The following is a 16,717-nucleotide window of genomic DNA, read 5'->3' on the forward strand; positions in this document are numbered from 1 at the left end:
TCGATGCAGGCAGGCGAGGGCGCGATTTTACTGCATTTGATCGTTAGTGCGGCAAACGGCTGACCATCGGATGGCTCCCGGCCCATAAATTTCCGTCTGGCACACCTCTTGCTTTCAATCTTGTATGCAAGATAGCCATACATCAGAAAGCGCCCAGAGCGCGGTAGAAGACGCCATCATCTCCGGCATCCTTTCCGCGCGCATCCGTCCGGGCACCCGCCTCAGCGAAAACCAGCTCGCCAGCCTTTTCAGCGTGTCGCGCACGCGCATTCGCGAAGCGATGATGCGGCTGGAGACGCGCGGCATCGTCACCGTCAGCCCGCGCCGGGGCTGGTTCGTGGTGGAGCCTTCCGCCGAAGAATCCATCAAGGTCTATGAAGCACGGCGCATCATCGAATATGGGCTCTTGCGCAATCTTTCCGGAGTCAGCCCGGAAGGCATCGCCATCCTCGCCGATCATCTCGATGAGGAAAAGGCGGCGATTGCCAAAGGCGACCGCCAGCGCCTGACCTGCCTGATGGGCGATTTCCACATTCGCATCGCTGAAATCGCCGGCAACGAGATCATCGTCGAAACGCTGCGCGACCTGACGGCGAGAACCATCCTCATTTCCATGCTCTATCAGTCCGATTTCCATGCGCAGCAGTCGCATGACGGACATTGCCGCATCTTCGAGGCGATCAAGGCTGCCGATTTTCATGGCGCCGCCGAACTCGCCATCCGCCATCTCGACGAAGTCGAAACCGGTCTCGATCTCACCCGTAGGCCGGATCCGCTCTACGAGCTTCGCAATTCCCTTTCACTTCAGCCTCTTTCCTCAAGCCCCAAGGAGTAATTCCCAATGATTTCCAGACGTTCATTGCTTGCCATCGCCGCGATTTCCGCAACGCTCGGCTTTTCGCCCGCAGCCTTTGCCGATGCGCTCGGTGATATCACCTCCCGCGGCACGATCCGCGTTGCCGTCCCGCAGGATTTCCCGCCCTTCGGCAGTGTCGGCACGGATATGGCCCCGCAGGGTTATGACATCGACGTCGCCAATCTGATCGGCGAGAAGCTGGGCGTGAAGGTCGAACTCGTGCCGGTAACCAGCGCCAACCGCGTTCCCTATCTGCAGACCAACAAGGTCGACCTCGTCATTTCAAGTCTCGGCAAGAACCCGGACCGTGAAAAGGTCATCGACTTCTCCACCGCCTATGCGCCCTTCTTCAACGGCGTGTTCGCTCCGGATTCGGTTGCCGTCACCAAGGCGGAAGATTTGTCCGGCAAGACCGTCGGTGTCACCCGTGGCGCCGTCGAGGATCTGGAGCTGACGAAGGTGGCGCCTGCCGATACGACCATCAAGCGCTACGAGGACAATAACGGCACGATCTCCGCCTTCCTCGCCGGCCAGGTGGAAGCCGTCGCCACGGGCAATGTCGTGGCCGCCGCCATTCTCGCCAAGAACCCGCCGAAGCGCCCCGAGCTTAAGTTCCTGATCAAGAATTCGCCTTGCTATATCGGCCTTAACAAGGAACAGCCGGCGCTGCTTGAAAAGGTCAACGCCATCATCGCCGCCGCAAAGACCGATGGTTCGTTGAACACGATCGCGCAGAAATGGCTGAAAACCGACCTGCCCAAGGATCTCTGAGCAACCCGGCAAAATGCATGCGCCGGCCTCGCTTTGAGGCGGGACCGGCGCGTGGTTTGTCCTCGCCGAAAGGAAGCATCGGGTGAAATACACATTCGATTTTGGATGGCTTCTCGACTATTATCCGCAGATCGCCAAGGGCGTCGCCGTTACGCTGGAATTGATTGCCATCGGCGGCGTTCTCGGCATCGCCCTCGGCATCGTCTGCGCCTGGGTGCGTGCGCTCGGGCCCAAATGGCTGCGGCCGCCGGTCGCGACCTATGTGGAGCTCATTCGCAACACGCCATTCCTCATACAATTGTTTTTTATCTTTTTCGGCCTGCCATCGCTTGGCCTGCAATTGTCGGAACTGACCGCCGCCAACATCGCCATGGTGGTCAATCTCGGGGCCTATAGCTGCGAAATCATCCGCGCCGGCATCCAGGCGACGCCGAAGGGGCAGTTTGAGGCGGGGGCAAGCCTTGCCATGACCCGTTTCGAAACCTTCCGGCATGTGGTGCTGGTGCCCTCGCTGCAACGCATCTGGCCGGCGCTTTCATCGCAGGTGGTGATCGTCATGCTCGGCTCGTCGGTCGTCTCGCAGATCGCTGCCGAGGATTTGACTTTCGCGGCCAATTTCATCCAGTCGCGCACCTTCCGCGCCTTCGAAGCCTATATGGTCTCCACCGTCATTTATCTCGTGCTCGCCATCCTTCTCCGGCAGGTGCTGGTGATGGGGGGCAACCTCATCTTTCCGCGCAGGAGTGTCCGATGATCGAATTCTCCACCTGGGATATTCTCAGAAACCTGCTGCTCGCCACGCGCTGGACGGTGCTGCTGTCGCTCGTCTCCTTTGCCGGCGGCGGCTTGGTGGCGCTGCTTCTGCTGTTCATGCGCATTTCCCGGAAAAAATCGATGCGGGCTTTCGCACGCTATTATGTCGAGCTTTTTCAGGGTACGCCGCTTTTGATGCAGCTCTTCATCGCCTTTTTCGGCCTCGGCCTGTTCGGCATCGATGTGCCGGCCTGGCTGGCGGCGGGCCTGACGCTGATCCTGTGGGCAGCGGCCTTCCTCACCGAAATCTGGCGCGGCTGCGTGGAATCCGTCGCCAAGGGCCAATGGGAGGCATCGGCGAGCCTTGCCATGGGACGCCTGCAGCAGATGCGCTATGTCATCCTGCCGCAGGCCATGCGGGTCGCCATTCCGCCGACCGTCGGTTTCTTCGTGCAGGTCATCAAGGGAACGGCCGTGACCTCGATCATCGGTTTCGTGGAACTGTCCAAGGCCGGCACGGTCGTCACCAACGCCACCTTCCAGCCCTTCACCGTTTATGGCCTCGTCGCCCTCATCTATTTCGCGCTGTGCTGGCCTCTGTCGAAGAGCAGCCAGATCCTCGAAAGGAAGCTCAATGTCGCTCATCGAAATCACTGAAGTCCGCAAAAGCTATGGCAGCAACGAGGTTCTGAAGGGCATCAACCTCGATGTGGAGCCCGGTGAGGTCATCGCCATCATCGGCAAGAGCGGATCGGGCAAATCGACCCTGCTTCGCTGCATCAACGGGCTGGAGACAATTTCGGCCGGTTCCATATCGGTCGCCGGCGCGCAGCTTCTCGAAGACGATCTGCATCTGAAAGCACTGCGGCTGAAGGTCGGCATGATCTTCCAGCAGTTCAATCTCTTCCCGCACCAGACCGTTGGCGGCAACGTCATGCTGTCGCAGACCGTGGTGAAAAAGACGCCGAAGCCGGAAGCCGAAGCCGTTGCCCGCAAGATGCTGGAACGTGTCGGGCTGGCGCATAAATTCGATGCCTATCCCGATGAATTGTCCGGCGGCCAGCAGCAGCGCGTCGCCATCGCCCGTGCACTCGCCATGCAGCCCATCGCGCTGCTCTGCGATGAGATCACCTCGGCTCTCGATCCCGAACTTGTCGCGGAAGTGTTGGCCGTGGTGCGGGAACTCGCCGCTGAAGGCATGACGCTCCTGATGGTGACGCATGAAATGAAATTTGCGCGCGACGTCTGCTCCCGCGTCGTCTTCATGCATGAGGGCAGGGTGCATGAAATAGGCCCGCCGGAGGAGGTGTTCTCCAATCCCGCGACACCGGAACTCAAGCAGTTCCTGGGCGTTGCTGCACGCCACTGAGAACCATTCCGACGCCCAACAAAAAAGGCCGGCGGGTGAAAACCTGCCGGCCTTTGATCTTATAGGGTTTCGCGACTTAGCGCTTGGAAACCGGAACGTAGTCGCGCTTGCCGGCGCCCGTATAGAGCTGGCGCGGACGGCCGATGCGCTGCTGCGGATCTTCGATCATTTCGTTCCACTGTGCGATCCAGCCGACGGTGCGGGCAAGAGCGAAGAGAACGGTGAACATGGTCGTGGGGAAGCCGAGCGCCTTCAGCGTGATGCCCGAATAGAAGTCGACATTCGGGTAAAGCTTCTTTTCGACGAAGTAGGGGTCGGAAAGGGCGATCTTTTCCAGTTCCAGTGCGACCTGCATGATCGGATCGTCGGAGTTGCCGGTGGCTTCCAGCACTTCGTACATCGTCTTCTGCATGATCTTGGCGCGCGGGTCGTAGTTCTTGTAGACGCGGTGACCAAAGCCCATCAGGCGGAACGGATCATTCTTGTCCTTGGCGCGGGCGATATATTCCGGAATACGGTCAACCGTGCCGATTTCGTTCAGCATGTTGAGCGCCGCTTCGTTGGCGCCGCCGTGAGCCGGGCCCCAGAGGCAGGCGATGCCAGCCGCGATACAGGCGAACGGGTTCGCACCCGAAGAACCGGCAAGACGCACCGTGGAGGTGGAGGCGTTCTGCTCGTGATCGGCATGCAGGATGAAGATGCGGTCCATGGCGCGGGCCAGAACCGGATCGACCTTGTAATCCTCGCAGGGCACGGCAAAGCACATGTGCAGGAAGTTGGAGGCGTAATCGAGATCATTCTTCGGGTAAACGAAGGGCTGGCCGATATGGTACTTATAGGCCATGGCGGCGATCGTCGGCATTTTCGCAATCATGCGCAGCGAAGCGACCATGCGCTGGTGCGGATCGGTAATGTCGGTCGAGTCGTGATAGAAGGCGGAGAGAGCACCGACCGTGCCGCACATGACGGCCATCGGATGTGCGTCGCGGCGATAGCCGGTGAAGAATCGGCTCATCTGCTCATGCACCATGGTGTGGCGCGTGACGCGGGTGTCGAAGTCCTTCTTCTGAGCCGCGGTCGGCAGTTCGCCGTAAAGCAGCAGATAGCAGGTTTCCAGGAAGTCGCCCTGTTCGGCGAGCTGCTCGATGGGGAAACCACGATGCAGGAGAACGCCTTCGTCACCGTCGATATAGGTGATCTTGGATTCGCAGGAGGCCGTCGACGTGAAACCCGGGTCGTAAGTGAAAGAGCCCGTGTGCTTGTACAGCGTGGCGATATCGACGACGCTTGGTCCGATCGTGCCTTCCCTGACCGGGAGTTCGACCTGCTTTTCGCCAAGTGTCACTGTAGCGCTTTTTTCCGTCATACTGATCCTCCGAAAACATGCGGGTGGGGGCGTTGAGATACGCCCCGCGGTTAAGCGTCTACCGATTAGCTATATGATCCTTGCGCAGATGCCAAGCTATCCAAAGGTCAAATTGTGCATTGCGGCAAACGCAATTGCCTTGCTTTCGTCTTTCCCGGCGATGGCAATTCAATCTCAGTCAACGCTGGGTTAAAGGAAAGGATTGCAATCCCTCGCATCCGCCTGCAAACCTGTTCCCGGTGCGGCAGGGGCGCGGCGCAGATTGCTCGGTCAAGGGGAAAAACAGCATTTCAGACATGCCGAAACGATGCAGGGCGATTTGCCCGGCACGGCGGAAATCCTTTATCCGCTTCGCAGAACCGGCGATGTCGCAACATACGATACGCCCGCCCTTGTCAGCAAGCCGAACCTGCGAGCTGTCGCCTCTCAAAAAATCGCCGTATGCTTTGCCGAGGAGCGCGCATTCGGCCACGATTTTCTTTTCGTGCCGGTTTTCATCGGCTGCGGTGCGGTCCTCTGGTTTTCCCTCAACACCTCGCCTTCATTCTCGGTTCTGGCGATCACATGTCTCATCGCCGCCGGTCTGGCGTTCTTCGCGAAATATCGCTCGGGCTTCGCAGCGACGGCCTGCGGCCTTTTCGCGCTGCTTTTGCTGGGCATGCTTTTCGCCGGGATCAAAACATGGCGTGCGGGAACGGTCGTGCTGGATACGCCCGTCACCACCACCATCACCGGCACAGTGACCCGCCGGGAGGTGGATGCGCGCGGGGACTGGCGATATGTGGTGCAACTCACCGCAACGGAAGCGCCTGCATTGTCACGCCCGCCGGAGAAGGTCTCGCTCCTGTCACGCGGGGGAGGCGAGCCCGCGGCACTCGGCGCGACCGTTCGTGGCAAGGCGCGACTTTCGCCGCCATCCGGCCCGGCCTTGCCGGGGCTCAACGATTTCGCCTTCGCCTCCTATTTCAGGGGCATAGGCGCGACCGGATTCTTCTATAAGCCGCCACAGACGCTCACTCCACCCGGCATCGACGCGAAGACGAACTGGCTGGAATGGGCCGACATGCGGCTCTACGGCCTTCGCACCGCCATTGCCGAACGCATCCGCAACACCATCGGCGGCGATGCCGGCGCCTTTGCCGCCTCCATCGTCACCGATGAGAGACAGGCCATATCCGCCGAAACTATGGAAGCGTTACGGCTTTCCGGCCTTGCCCATATCGTCGCCATATCCGGGCTCAACATGGCGCTGGCGTCGGGCATATTCTTTGTGGGGCTGAGGCTTGCCTTCAGTCTTTTTCCGGCATTTGCGCAGCGCTGGCCCGTGAAGAAGATTTCGGCTTTCGCCGCACTCTTGATGACACTCGCCTATTATCTGATTTCAGGTTTCGCCGTTTCCGCCGAACGCGCCTGGCTGATGATGTCGGTGATGCTGATCGCGGTGTTGTTCGATCAACCCTCGCTCAGCCTCAGGAATGTCGCGCTTTCCGCTTTGGTCATTCTCGCTTTTTCGCCCTCGGAAATCATGGGCCCGAGCTTTCAGATGTCTTTTGCCGCGACCATCGCGCTCGTCGCCTCCTACGCCGCCTGGAGCCGCTGGCGTATCGATCGCGAGCGTCTGTTTATCGGGCGCAAACCGGCATGGATGACGGTGGCGCAAACGGCGGGCGCCATTATCGGCGGTGTCATCACGACGTCGCTGATCGGCGGTCTTTCGACGGCGATCTATTCGGTCGAGCATTTTCAGCGTGTCACCACCTATGGACTTTTCGCCAATCTGGCCGCCATGCCGCTGATGTCGCTGATTGTCATGCCTTTCGGCCTCGTCGCCATGCTGCTGATGCCTTTCGGGCTGGATGCGCCATTTCTGAAAGTCATGGGATACGGCATGGCCCTCGTCATCGAGGTTGCGCAGGAAGTGGCGTCCTGGGGCGGAAGCGCTGCGACGGGTCGGCCTCACGGGTGGTTTCTGGGGCTCGCCTCGGCTGGTTTTCTGCTGCTGACATTGCTGCGCAGCCGGCTTGCGCTTCTGGGGATGCCGATTCTGTTCCTCGCCTTCGGCCTGTCGTCCGCCACGGCCTATCGCGATCCGCCCGATTTGCTTGTTCACGAGGATGGCGAGCTGGTGGCATTACTGGAGGACGGCAAAGCCTACACAACGAAGGCTCAGCCGCAGGGTTTCGTTTATGGTCAGTGGCAAAGGGCGCTGCTTTTGCCGGAACAGCCTGTGCCGCCGGTCTTTCTAAAGACCGAGGCCACGGCAAAAACCGTGGCTTTGACCTCGAAGGCGAAGCTTGATCCGCAAGAGATGAGTGCAGTTGCACGGCAGATGACAGCGGCCCTGAGAGACGCCGAGCCCGGTGTTTTCACCTGCAGCAAAGGCATATGGTGCGTTGCGCGCGCGGGAAGCGGCGAATGGATCATCGTTCTGGAAGATGGCCGCTTTGCTGGAAAGGCTTGCGATATTGCCGATATCGTTATCGTCTCCCGCAGAACGTCCTTTTCCCAATGCCGTTCGGGCGCACTTCTGCTGAACCGCGATATCCTGCGGCGGATCGGTTCGCTGGAAATGGACTTCGCCCGCAGCGAGCAGACAGGGGTGGTCGGCAGGCTGCGCGCCGCAATCGCCGGAATGGACAGGCCTTGGAGCGAACATCGCTATTACGACTGGAAAAGCGGCCGTTTCGATCGCGACGTGCCCGATGCCGTCATGCGGTTGCTGGCGGCATCGCAATAGAGCGCCGCCAGCATGGACCGTCAGGCCTTGATGCGCAGATCCGCGGTCAATTCGCCGATCCCGCTAATTTCCTCTTCATGCGCCGCGTCGCGCCAGACTTCCTTAAGCCCGGCCTCGTACCATTCGCGCATGGCGGGAAGGGTGAGCAGCCGGTCGCAATAGGCTTTCGCCGCGGGCGAAAGTTCCGCGCCATAAGTCTGGAAACGAAATGCCACCGGGCAGAAGAAGGCATCGACCGCCGTAAATTTCTGGCCGGCAAGAAAAGGCCCGCCGAATTTCGCGAGGCCTTCGCTCCACAGCGTATCGATGCGCTTTATATCGGCCGCAAGCCCGGCATCGCCACCCTTCGGTCTTACGCGAATGCCGACCGACATGGGGTAGAGATTGCGCAGCGAGGAAAAGCCCGCATGCATTTCGCTCGCCGCCGACCGTGACCAGGCCCTTGCCTGCTTGTCGCTCGCCCAGACGCCCTGATGTCTTTCCGCCAGATATTCGGCGATCGACAGCGATTCCCAAACCGTCACGCCCTCATCGACAAGGCAGGGCACCTTGCCGGTCGGCGAGAAGGTGGAGAAGGAAACGCCTTCGCCGAAGGGAACGAGTTTTTCATCGAAGGCGATGCCGAGCGTGCGCATCAATACCCAGGGCCGCAGCGACCATGAGGAATAGTTCTTGTTGGCGATATAAAGATCGTACATGACGTGTTTCCCCGATATGACGCGCATTTCTATACCGGCGGAGGGGCCTTGGAATATTGCAAATAATCCATGGCTCCCATAAGCCGCGTTGATGAATGGGAAGGTGAGGGCAGGGAGAAGGAGGCATATCCAAGTCACCGCCCGGAGATGAGGCGAAACACCCCCTCTCTTTACTTCCGCAGGGCCGCATTGTTCCAGGGAACAAGCCAAGATGCCTCAAAGTGAGCGCCATCTTCTCGATGACGCCCCTAGCGAAAAAAGGCGGGTTGCCAATTAATGGTAACGGCGGATCAGTCCAACCAGCTTGCCCTGGATTTTCACCCGGTCCGGTCCGAAAATGCGGGTCTCATAGGCGGGATTGGCCGCTTCCAGAGCGATGGAGGCTCCCTTGCGGCGGAAACGCTTCAGGGTCGCTTCTTCATCATCCACCAGTGCTACGACGATATCGCCCGGATTGGCCGTATTGCCGTTGCGAATGATGACGGTATCGCCATCAAAAATGCCGGCCTCGATCATCGAGTCGCCCTTGACCTCAAGAGCGTAATGTTCGCCCGAACCGAGCATGTCGACCGGCACGGCCACATCATGGGTGTTGTTCTGGATGGCGGAAATCGGCACACCGGCGGCGATGCGGCCCATGACCGGCACGGTGACCGCGCCACCGAGATCATTGGCCGGCGCCTTGGGGGCAGGGGCCGGTTCCGGCGTCTTCGGCTTGCCGAGGCTGCCTTCGATGACGCTCGGCGAGAAACCGCGCTGCGGCCTTGCACCCGGAGCATAGGCCTCAGGCAATTTGATCACTTCCAGCGCCCGCGCCCTGTTAGGTAGCCGGCGAATGAAGCCGCGCTCTTCGAGTGCGGTGATCAGCCTGTGGATGCCGGATTTGGAGGCAAGATCGAGTGCGTCCTTCATTTCATCGAAGGAGGGCGGCACGCCGGACTCTTTCATTCTTTCATGAATGAAGAGAAGCAATTCCTGCTGTTTGCGCGTGAGCATGAGGAAAACACCCTTGAGAATCGTCGTTGAAGTCGCGAAACAAATACAGAACGAACACTATATGTTCCATATGTGTTCCGCAATCCCCTAAAATTTCGTGAAGGGTGCATCGCAGATCGTGATTTGATCGTCGAAACCATGAACAAAGCAGATTTAACGATGTATGCCGCATCTTGAATACCAGAAACCACCGACCGGGGAGACCCGGCCGGTGGTTTCTGGCTGCCGATTTGCTACGCGCCGAACGTCAGTAGATCGTGAGCGCAGGAATGAAGCTGACCGCGATAAGGAGCAGCATCGCCATGGTGAAGAACGGCCACAATTCCCTCGTCGTTGCGCCGAGCGGCGCTCTGGCTATGGAGGACGAGATGAAGAGCGTGGTGCCGATCGGTGGCGTATAGAGCCCGATACCGAGATTGATCACCATCATCATGCCGAGCTGCACCCGGTCGAGCCCGATCATATCCGCAAGCGGCACGAAGATCGGTCCGAGCAGCAGGATCGACGGCGGCAGATCGAGCGGCATGCCGATGATCAGCATCAGGATATTCATCATGAGAATAATCAGGATCGGGTTGGAGATATTCTCCGCGACCCAGGTGGCGAAATGCTGGGGCGCCTGATCGAAGGTAAGCACCCAGCCCACCGCCGCGCTGCCCATGATGACGAGCATGACGACGCCGGTTGCGGAGCCGGCCTCGACGAAATTGTCGCAGAAACGCTTCCATGTCAGATCGCGATAGAAGAAGATGCTGAGCACGAGCGAATAAACGACGGAAAGAACGGCCACTTCGGTCGGCGTTGCAAAGCCGAAGCGCAGGCCGAGGATGATCAGGATCGGCAGAAGGATCGCCGGCAGGCTGCGGAATGCAAGTAGTGCCAGATCGCGCTTGCGGATGCGTTCGTCACGCACCGCATAGCCCCGCCGCACGGCAATGGCCCAGCAGACGAAGATGAAACCGACGGCCATGAGCAGGCCCGGCAGAATGCCGGCGATGAACAGATTGGCGATGCTGACGCCGCTGACCAGCGAATAGAGGATCATCGGGATCGACGGCGGAATGAGCACGTCGATGACAGCCGAGGTGGCATTGTTGGCCGCACAAAGGGGAGCGGGGTAGCCCTGGCGCTTTTGCCATGGAATGAGCACCGAGCCGAGTGCGCTCGCATTGGCGACCGCCGAGCCGGAAACGCCGCCGAACACGACCGACGAAATGACGGTGGTGGAAAGCGGGCCGCCGCGCCAGCGCTGCATGGCCTTGGAGGCGAGTTCGAGAAGCTGGGTTCCGAGTTTGCCGCCGAGCATTAGCGTTCCCGCGAGCATGAAGAACGGCAGCGCCAGCATCGGGAAAGATTGCGTCTGGTCGTAAACCTGCTGCGCCACGATCGAAAGCGGCACATAACCGTTCCACAGCACGGCGACGCCGGCAGAGATGATCAGCGCATAGCCGACCGGAACCGCAATCATCATGAGGATACAAAATGCAATGATCATCACGATGGTCATAGCGGCATCTCCTCGGTTGCACCGTGCGGGCGGGCATGCCAGCCGCCGGAGAGAATGCGCAGGCTCGCGGTTGCGGTCGTGACCGAGACCAATGCCGCGCCGAAGGCGATGGAATAATATCCGATGCTGTTGGGCAGCTGCAGCACAGGGCTGATTTCCGCGCCGGCGATCTCGGCGACGACAAGCGCCTGCTGCGCGAGAATGACGAAACTTGCGACCGTCACGAGATTGGCGAACAGCAGAACCGCCACCTTGCCGCGTTCGTCGAACTTGTCATAAATCCATTCCACCGCCATATGCGCGCCGCTCTGCGCGGCAAGGGTAATGCCGGCGACGATGAACCATGGAAACAGCATGGTCGGCAGTTCTTCCGCAAAATCCAGCCCGCCGGATGTCGATAGATAGCGGACGATGACGTTTGCGGTCATAATGACCGTGAGCAGAATGCCGGTTGCCACGATGATGATGCGGCAGAGGATGGCGATGAAACTGTCAACGCGATTGGCGGCGGACAAGGCTCCTTCGAGCATTGGCGCATCTCCTGAAAACTGAAACCGTATGAATGTCGGCGTGAGCGAGGCTCCCGCCGATCCTGTCAGTGGACATGAAGGCGAGGCCGGGCGGCATGAACCGGCCCGGCATCCTGATCGTCAGCCCTTGGCAGCCTTTTCCAGCTCGGCGACGAAATCGCCGAAGGGCTTCTGCTTCCATGTCTCCAGCACCTGCGCGGTCGCTTTCGCGAAAGCGGCGTGGTCGATGTCTTCCACCACCTCGATGGCGGCATTGGCCTTGAAGGCGGCCAGAGACGCGCTTGCCTTTTCCGCTGAGAGTTTGCGCTGAAGCGCGCCTGCCTCCTTCGCAGCCGCCTTTACCGCCTCGAAATCCTTGCCCAACCGCCCTTCGGCGAATTTGGACATCAGGAACGGGGTGGATTCCCATTTATGGGCGGTGAGGCTGATATGTTTGTTGACCTCGTAAAGCTTGGAGCTTTCGATATTCACCAGCGGATTTTCCTGCCCGTCCACCACGCCCTGCTGAAGCGCGATGTAGAGTTCGCCAAACGCGATCTGAACCGTCGCCGCATCCAGCGCCTTGAAAATATCCATGGTCATCGGGTCGGCGGGGGTACGGATTTTCAGGCCCGCGACGTCCTGCGGCTTGGTGATGGCGTGTTTGGAATTGGAGACATGGCGGATGCCGTTGTCCCACCAGTCGAGCGGCACGATGCCGACCTTCTGGAAGCGCGCATCGAGCGATGCGCCGACATCGCCCTCGAGCACCTTGATCGCCTGATCGGCGTTGCTGAACAGAAAGGGTAGGCCGAGTGCCGCAAGTTCAGGAACAACGCTCGAAACCGGACCCTGGCTGTTGGCGGTGAAATCCAGCGCTCCGGTGCGCAGGCTGGTCAGCATGGCGGCGTCGCTGCCAAGCGTTTCCGAACCGGCGACGTTGATCGCCACGCGGCCTTCGGTTTTCTGGGCAACGAGTTCCGCGAATTTCGCGGCCGCGAGCGTGCGCGGATTGCCCGGCGCAGCCCCATGGCCGAGCGTCAGCGTCGTGGCGGCCCGGGCGTTGCGGGCTGTCGTCAGAATGGCCGGCGCCGCCAGTGCCAGTCCGGTACCGGTCAGGAACATACGCCTGTTGATGGAAATACTCATTTTTCTCCTCCCTGGATTTAAATACCCTCGGCGTTGTCCGAACACGCGGATAACGCGCTCCACTCCCTTGAAACCGCCGGCTCCCTCCGGCTGATTCCGCACCATGTTTCAGCTTCAGCCTTTAGACCGAACCGCGCGGTACTTCAAAACTTTCATTCTCCAGCCACGCCCTTGCGCGCGCCACGATCATCGCCGTCGAGATGCCGTAGCGGTCATGCAGGGTGGGCAAAGCACCCGCATCCAGAAAGGCGTCGGGCAGGGCGATGTGTTGCAGGCGCGGGGCACGGCCGCTTTTCACCAGCGCCATTGCCACGGCCTCTCCAAGCCCGCCGATTTCGCTGTGGTTTTCCGCCACGATGACCAGACGATCAGCCCGGTCCACTTCCGCGAAGATCGAGGCGGTATCGAGCGGCTTGATGGTGGGGGAATGCAACACGGCGCAGCCGACGCCCTCCTTCTCAAGCAGGGCAGCCGCTTCGAGAACCCGCATCGTCAATATGCCGGACGATATGAAAAGGACCTGTGCACCATCGCGGATAAGCTTCGCCTTGCCGAGTTCGAACCGATAGCCATATTCTTCGAGCACCACCGGCACCTGGCCGCGCAGCAGGCGCATATAAACGGGGCCGTTATAATCCGTAATGGCCGGCACCGCGCCTTCTATGTCGGTCGCATCGCAGGGATCTACGATGGTCATGTTCGGCAGCGCGCGAAAGATCGCCAGATCGTCGGTTGCCTGATGGCTGGGGCCGTAACCCGTCGTCAGGCCGGGCAGGGCGCAGACGATCTTCACCGGCAGGTTTTCCTCGGCAATCGCCATCGCGATGAAATCATAGGCGCGGCGGGCGGCAAAGACCGCATAGGTGGTCGCGAAGGGCACGCAGCCTTCGCGCGCCAGACCGGCGGCAGTGCTCATCAAAAGCTGCTCGGCCATACCCATCTGATAAAAGCGCTCGGGAAAGGCTTTGGCGAAAATATGCAGGTCGGTATATTTGCCGAGATCGGCAGTGAGGCCGACAATATCCTCGCGTTCCTTCGCCAGCTGAACAAGGGCGTGACCGAAGGGAGCAGGCCGTGTCGGCTGGCCTTCGGCGGCGATGGAGGCGATCATCGCCGATGTGGTGAGGCGCTTCTGCGGGGCTGCTGCACTCATTGCGGCCGTCCTTCTTCAAGCGCGTCGAGCGCCAGCTTCCATTCATGCGCTTCCACGCGAATGAAATGGGTGATTTCGCGGTTTTCGAGAAAGGGCACGCCGCGGCCCATCCGGGTATCGAAAATGATGGCGCGCGGCCTGTCATCGGTAAGTGACATGGCGATATCGAAGGCCTCGCGAACCTTGTCGATATCGTTGCCGTCCACGCGCTGTACGTGCCAGCCGAAGGCCGCGAATTTGGCGTCCACAGGTTCGGAGGACAGCATCTCGCGGGAAGGGCCGTCCGCCTGCTGATTGTTGAAGTCCACGAGATTGATGAGATTACCGAGCCTGTGATGGGATGCGCCCATGGCGGCCTCCCAGGTCGAACCTTCGCCCAACTCGCCATCCGACATCATGTTGATGATGAACCGGTCTGAATTCTTGCGCTTGAGACCAAGAGCCATGCCCACCGCAATGCCAAGCCCATGGCCGAGCGATCCGCCGGTGATTTCCATGCCCGGCGTATAGGAGGCCATGCCGGACATGGGCAGGCGCGAGCCGTCGCAGCCATAGGTCTCCAGCTCGTCTTCCGGAATGACGCCCGCCTCGATGAGCGCTGCGTAAAGTGCAATCGCATAATGGCCGATAGAGAGCAGAAACCGGTCGCGGCCTTCCCAATGCGGATCGTCCGCCCGGTAACGCATGGTGTGAAACCAGGCCACCGCCAGAACATCGGCAATGCCGAGCGCCTGGCCGACATAACCCTGTCCCTGCACCTCACCCATCAAAAGGGCGTTGCGCCGGATGCGCCAGGCGCGTTCCGCCAGCGATACATTCGCCAGCGCCGCTTCCCCGGTTGCATCTGCGTGCCGATATCCCTGAGCCATGGTTTCCTCCTCCCGGTCAGAAAAATCGAAGCCGGTTTATCGGCTTCGACAGGTGGTTTTCAGTGAATGAGCATTCCGCCATTCACGTCGACAACCGCACCGGTGACGTAGGAGGAGAGGTCTGAGGCGAGGAAAAGATAGATATTGGCGACATCGATGGCATCGCCGAGACGGTTGAGCGGAATGCCCTTGAGAATGTCGCGGCGCATGTCGTCGGTCAGCTTACCGCCGGTAATGTCGGTCTGGATCAGGCCGGGAGTGACGGAGTTGACGCGAATGCCGTCGGGGCCGAATTCGCGCGCCATGGCCTTTGCGAGACCGAGAACGCCCGCCTTGGCCGCCGAATAATGCGGCCCGCCGAAAATGCCGCCGCCACGCTGTGCGGAGACCGACGACATGCAGGCGATCGAGCCGCCGCCATTGTCGCGCATGTTGGGAATGAAGGCCTGGCTGAAATTCAGCACACCGGTCATGTTGACATCGACGATGCGCTGCCAGTCTGCGCCGGTAATGTCGAGCGTCTTCACCGGCTGCGTAATGCCGGCATTATTGATGAGGATATCGATCTTGCCGAAAGCGGCGATGACTTTTTGCGCGGCCGCCTCGCAGGAGGCGCGATCCGCCACATTGCCGCCGACGCCGAGATGCTCGCCGCCATCCACTTTTTCAAGCGAGGCCGCGGCTTCGATGCTGCCGGCTTCATCCAGATCCACGATGGCGACGCGGGCGCCGTGGCGGGCGAAAAGTTCCGCCGTGGCGCGGCCGATGCCGCGTTTGCTGGCGGCGCCTGAAATAACCGCGGTCTTTCCATTCAACAACATAAGCAATCCTCCCAAGCCGGGCGCCGGCTTCATACGCTTGACGGCGGTGCTCCCGACCTGCCGCCGCATCCCGTCCTGCGACGAATGCAGTATCGATATTGCAGGTGGGCAGCGGGCGCTTCAAACGCGAAGTTTACATCGGATCATGAATCTGCTTCAGTAATCGAATGTTGAACGGCATTTCACTCACCTCCATCCGCGCCTTCGAATCCGCCGCCCGGCTCGGCTCTTTCCGGGCCGCTGCCGATGAGCTCAACCTGTCGGCGAGCGCCGTCAGCCATGCCATCGTCAAGCTCGAAAGGGTGCTCGGTACGCCGCTTTTCGAGCGCACCACGCGAACCGTGCGCCTGACTGCGGCGGGGCAGACACTTCTGACACATGCATCGAACGCCTTCGAGGAGTTGCGGCAGGGCATCGAGGTGGTGTCCTCCAATCGCTCCCATCTTCTGCGCCTGCATTGTGCGCCCAGCTATGCGGCGCAGGTACTGTCTCCGCGCCTGCCGCAATTCTTGAACGCCAATCCGGGGATCGAGGTGCGGCTGGCGGCCAGCACCGCCTATGTGCGTTTCGTCGATGGTGAATTCGATGCCGATATCATCTATGGCGAACCGCAGGGAGACGATCTCATCATCATTCCGCTGGGCAGCGAGCGTGTCACGCCGCTGTGCTCGCCGGCGCTCGCGGACGAGATCAGGACACCCCGGGATTTGAACCGGCAATTGCTTATTCGAAGCGACAACAAACGTCTGCAATGGCCGGACTGGTTCGAGGCCAATGGCCTGGGCAAGCCGCCCATTCAGGCCATGAGTTTCGACCGCAGTTTCCTGGCGATCGATGCCGCCGCCAATGGCGTCGGCGTGGCGCTGGAATCGACACGGCTTGCCCATCGCGAGATAAAATCCGGGCGGCTGGTCGCGCCCCTGAGCGGCGCGACGCAGGACCTTCACTATGTCGGCCATTATCTCGCCTATCCCAAATCCGGCAGCCAGCGCAGGCTGGCAAGACGGTTTGCCGACTGGCTGATCGAAGATCTTCAGGATCCCGCATTTGAATAGGAATGCGGCTGTTACGTGAATTGAATTCACTGGCGCGTTAATTTTTTCCGCTTGCTCACGAGCGGACCTCTCCGTCATTTTCCGGTCGGAATAATGAGGTTGCAGCGT

At 60.2% G+C, this 16,717-nt stretch carries 16 protein-coding genes; 7 read left to right on the forward strand and 9 right to left on the reverse strand.

Annotated features, from left to right (window positions below; all coding sequences use genetic code 11):
- The first annotated feature begins 124 nt into the window (after positions 1-124).
- The 5 genes from ACQZ60_RS06810 (at position 125) to ACQZ60_RS06830 (ending at position 3,749) form a co-directional block, all read left to right on the forward strand.
- On the forward strand, positions 125-835 hold the full coding sequence (locus tag ACQZ60_RS06810) for a GntR family transcriptional regulator (protein WP_080852138.1): 711 nt from the start codon (positions 125-127) through the stop codon (positions 833-835).
- 6 nt (positions 836-841) lie between these two features.
- A complete protein-coding gene (locus ACQZ60_RS06815; protein WP_174031316.1) occupies positions 842-1,627 on the forward strand; it encodes a transporter substrate-binding domain-containing protein in 786 nt (261 codons plus the stop codon).
- An 82-nt stretch (positions 1,628-1,709) separates the two neighbouring features.
- Entirely contained in the window at positions 1,710-2,381 is a 672-nt protein-coding gene (locus tag ACQZ60_RS06820) for an amino acid ABC transporter permease (protein WP_448734957.1), read from the forward strand.
- Entirely contained in the window at positions 2,378-3,037 is a 660-nt protein-coding gene (locus ACQZ60_RS06825; protein WP_003521390.1) for an amino acid ABC transporter permease, read from the forward strand. The genes ACQZ60_RS06820 and ACQZ60_RS06825 overlap by 4 nt, the downstream gene beginning before the upstream one ends.
- Positions 3,015-3,749: an amino acid ABC transporter ATP-binding protein gene (locus tag ACQZ60_RS06830; protein ID WP_035217484.1), complete on the forward strand. Its 735-nt coding sequence runs from the start codon at positions 3,015-3,017 to the stop codon at positions 3,747-3,749. The genes ACQZ60_RS06825 and ACQZ60_RS06830 overlap by 23 nt, the downstream gene beginning before the upstream one ends.
- A 76-nt stretch (positions 3,750-3,825) precedes the next feature.
- Here the strand turns inward: ACQZ60_RS06830 and gltA are convergent, their stop codons facing one another.
- Complete coding sequence (gltA, locus tag ACQZ60_RS06835) at positions 3,826-5,115, reverse strand: citrate synthase (protein ID WP_003502585.1); 1,290 nt, start codon at positions 5,113-5,115, stop codon at positions 3,826-3,828.
- Between the two features lie 307 nt (positions 5,116-5,422).
- On the opposite strand from gltA, the gene ACQZ60_RS06840 reads away from it, so the two are divergent.
- The gene (locus tag ACQZ60_RS06840) at positions 5,423-7,852 is read left to right on the forward strand and encodes a ComEC/Rec2 family competence protein (protein WP_448735323.1); all 2,430 of its coding nucleotides are present in this window, start codon (positions 5,423-5,425) and stop codon (positions 7,850-7,852) included.
- A 20-nt stretch (positions 7,853-7,872) separates the two neighbouring features.
- On the opposite strand, the gene ACQZ60_RS06845 is transcribed toward ACQZ60_RS06840, so the two are convergent.
- From ACQZ60_RS06845 to ACQZ60_RS06880, 8 genes are all read right to left on the reverse strand, one after another.
- Positions 7,873-8,550 carry a glutathione S-transferase family protein gene (locus ACQZ60_RS06845; protein WP_448734958.1) on the reverse strand — a complete coding sequence of 226 codons (678 nt, stop codon included), beginning with the start codon at positions 8,548-8,550 and terminating at the stop codon, positions 7,873-7,875.
- Positions 8,551-8,823: 273 nt separating this feature from the next.
- Complete coding sequence (gene lexA / locus ACQZ60_RS06850; protein WP_035261730.1) at positions 8,824-9,546, reverse strand: transcriptional repressor LexA; 723 nt, start codon at positions 9,544-9,546, stop codon at positions 8,824-8,826.
- A 247-nt stretch (positions 9,547-9,793) separates the two neighbouring features.
- Positions 9,794-11,053, reverse strand: coding sequence for a TRAP transporter large permease subunit (locus tag ACQZ60_RS06855; protein ID WP_059752818.1), 1,260 nt, complete (start codon positions 11,051-11,053; stop codon positions 9,794-9,796).
- On the reverse strand, positions 11,050-11,583 hold the full coding sequence (locus ACQZ60_RS06860) for a TRAP transporter small permease (RefSeq protein ID WP_035261735.1): 534 nt from the start codon (positions 11,581-11,583) through the stop codon (positions 11,050-11,052). The genes ACQZ60_RS06855 and ACQZ60_RS06860 overlap by 4 nt, the downstream gene beginning before the upstream one ends.
- Before the next feature lie 120 nt (positions 11,584-11,703).
- Complete coding sequence (locus tag ACQZ60_RS06865) at positions 11,704-12,711, reverse strand: TRAP transporter substrate-binding protein (protein ID WP_059752824.1); 1,008 nt, start codon at positions 12,709-12,711, stop codon at positions 11,704-11,706.
- A gap of 121 nt (positions 12,712-12,832) precedes the next feature.
- Positions 12,833-13,864, reverse strand: coding sequence for a transketolase family protein (locus ACQZ60_RS06870; protein WP_051671880.1), 1,032 nt, complete (start codon positions 13,862-13,864; stop codon positions 12,833-12,835).
- Positions 13,861-14,733: a transketolase gene (locus ACQZ60_RS06875; RefSeq protein WP_051671879.1), complete on the reverse strand. Its 873-nt coding sequence runs from the start codon at positions 14,731-14,733 to the stop codon at positions 13,861-13,863. Before ACQZ60_RS06875 ends, ACQZ60_RS06870 begins: the two co-directional genes overlap by 4 nt.
- A gap of 59 nt (positions 14,734-14,792) precedes the next feature.
- On the reverse strand, positions 14,793-15,554 hold the full coding sequence (locus tag ACQZ60_RS06880; protein ID WP_035262426.1) for an SDR family NAD(P)-dependent oxidoreductase: 762 nt from the start codon (positions 15,552-15,554) through the stop codon (positions 14,793-14,795).
- Between the two features lie 167 nt (positions 15,555-15,721).
- Between ACQZ60_RS06880 and ACQZ60_RS06885 the strand changes: the two genes are divergently transcribed.
- Entirely contained in the window at positions 15,722-16,609 is an 888-nt protein-coding gene (locus ACQZ60_RS06885; protein WP_035262423.1) for a LysR substrate-binding domain-containing protein, read from the forward strand.
- The last annotated feature ends 108 nt before the right edge of the window (positions 16,610-16,717 follow it).

The sequence above is a fragment of the Agrobacterium sp. 22-223-1 genome, from assembly GCF_053522385.1.

Coding starts and splice junctions, on each gene's coding strand:
- ACQZ60_RS06810 (WP_080852138.1), top strand. CDS start 125: ATGCAAGATAGCCATACATCAGAAAGCGCCCAGAGCGCGGTAGAAGAC.
- ACQZ60_RS06815 (WP_174031316.1), top strand. CDS start 842: ATGATTTCCAGACGTTCATTGCTTGCCATCGCCGCGATTTCCGCAACG.
- ACQZ60_RS06825 (WP_003521390.1), top strand. CDS start 2,378: ATGATCGAATTCTCCACCTGGGATATTCTCAGAAACCTGCTGCTCGCC.
- ACQZ60_RS06830 (WP_035217484.1), top strand. CDS start 3,015: ATGTCGCTCATCGAAATCACTGAAGTCCGCAAAAGCTATGGCAGCAAC.
- gltA (WP_003502585.1), bottom strand. CDS start 5,115: ATGACGGAAAAAAGCGCTACAGTGACACTTGGCGAAAAGCAGGTCGAA.
- ACQZ60_RS06840 (WP_448735323.1), top strand. CDS start 5,423: ATGCAGGGCGATTTGCCCGGCACGGCGGAAATCCTTTATCCGCTTCGC.
- ACQZ60_RS06845 (WP_448734958.1), bottom strand. CDS start 8,550: ATGTACGATCTTTATATCGCCAACAAGAACTATTCCTCATGGTCGCTG.
- lexA (WP_035261730.1), bottom strand. CDS start 9,546: ATGCTCACGCGCAAACAGCAGGAATTGCTTCTCTTCATTCATGAAAGA.
- ACQZ60_RS06855 (WP_059752818.1), bottom strand. CDS start 11,053: ATGACCATCGTGATGATCATTGCATTTTGTATCCTCATGATGATTGCG.
- ACQZ60_RS06860 (WP_035261735.1), bottom strand. CDS start 11,583: ATGCTCGAAGGAGCCTTGTCCGCCGCCAATCGCGTTGACAGTTTCATC.
- ACQZ60_RS06865 (WP_059752824.1), bottom strand. CDS start 12,711: ATGAGTATTTCCATCAACAGGCGTATGTTCCTGACCGGTACCGGACTG.
- ACQZ60_RS06870 (WP_051671880.1), bottom strand. CDS start 13,864: ATGAGTGCAGCAGCCCCGCAGAAGCGCCTCACCACATCGGCGATGATC.
- ACQZ60_RS06875 (WP_051671879.1), bottom strand. CDS start 14,733: ATGGCTCAGGGATATCGGCACGCAGATGCAACCGGGGAAGCGGCGCTG.
- ACQZ60_RS06880 (WP_035262426.1), bottom strand. CDS start 15,554: ATGTTGTTGAATGGAAAGACCGCGGTTATTTCAGGCGCCGCCAGCAAA.
- ACQZ60_RS06885 (WP_035262423.1), top strand. CDS start 15,722: ATGTTGAACGGCATTTCACTCACCTCCATCCGCGCCTTCGAATCCGCC.